Origin of the sequence: Klebsiella sp. MS 92-3 (genome assembly GCF_000195655.1) — a bacterium.
GTDB classification, from domain to species: Bacteria; Pseudomonadota; Gammaproteobacteria; order Enterobacterales; family Enterobacteriaceae; genus Klebsiella; species Klebsiella pneumoniae.
This window is the reverse complement of sequence record NZ_GL882877.1, coordinates 14500-15423: the sequence shown is the minus strand read 5'-3', so window position 1 is coordinate 15423 and position 924 is coordinate 14500. Positions and strand designations below refer to the sequence as shown.

At 61.6% G+C, this 924-nt stretch carries 1 protein-coding gene; it reads left to right on the top strand.

Features of this window, described 5'->3' with window-relative positions; translation table 11 throughout:
- Positions 1–36: 36 nt before the first annotated feature.
- Entirely contained in the window at positions 37–801 is a 765-nt protein-coding gene (gene miaE, locus HMPREF9538_RS00190) for a tRNA isopentenyl-2-thiomethyl-A-37 hydroxylase MiaE (RefSeq protein WP_009486533.1), read from the top strand.
- Positions 802–924: the final 123 nt, after the last annotated feature.

The window sequence follows — 924 nt, the reverse complement described above, 5'->3', positions numbered from 1 at the left end:
CCGGCGCCCCCCCCCGCCGTATAGCAAGGAACTTTCATGGATTACCCGCAGATTCTTTCCCCGATTATCAACTTCCTGCACTGCCCGACGCCGCAGGCGTGGATTGACGAAGCCCGCAAGCCGGAAACCCTGCCGCTGCTGCTGACCGACCATATGGTGTGCGAGCTGAAAGCGGCGCAGAACGCCATGCTGCTGGTGCGTCGCTACGTCGCGGATAAAGCTGACGCCGACGAACTGTTGGCCTGCCTGAAGCCGTACGAAGACTTCACCTATCGCCGGGGGCCGGAGCCGGATTTTGTCGCCCTGCATAAACGGATCAACAAAAGCGCCATGCCGCAGACCGACGACCCGTGGGGCCGCCAGCTGCTGGACAGCATGATTTTGTTGATTAAAGAGGAACTACACCACTTCTGGCAGGTGCGGGAGATGATGCTGGCGCGCGATATCCCCTACGTCAAAATCACCGCCAGCAACTATGCCCGCGGCCTGCGGCGCGAAGTGCGCTCGCATGAGCCGGTGATGCTGATCGATAAGCTGATCTGCGGCGCCTATATCGAGGCCCGCTCTTGCGAACGCTTTGCCGCCCTGGCGCCGTGGCTGGACGACGATCTGCAGAAGTTCTACCTGTCGCTTCTGCGCTCCGAGGCGCGTCACTATCAGGACTATCTGGATCTGGCGCAGAAGATTGCCGGCGAAGATATCAGCGAGCGGGTGCGCCAGCTCGGCGAGGCGGAAGCGGCGCTGATCCTCCGTCCGGAGGCCGAGTTCCGCTTTCACAGCGGTGTGCCGGTAGCGGCGTAACCCACGATATTCGGGCCCGGTAGTCACTAACACCGGCAGTTTCAGTAGCCATGGGGAGAGATAGCGTTGAGAGCTTCAGCTCGCAATGGTACGGGCCGTAGGTCGGGTAAGGCGTTAGCCGCC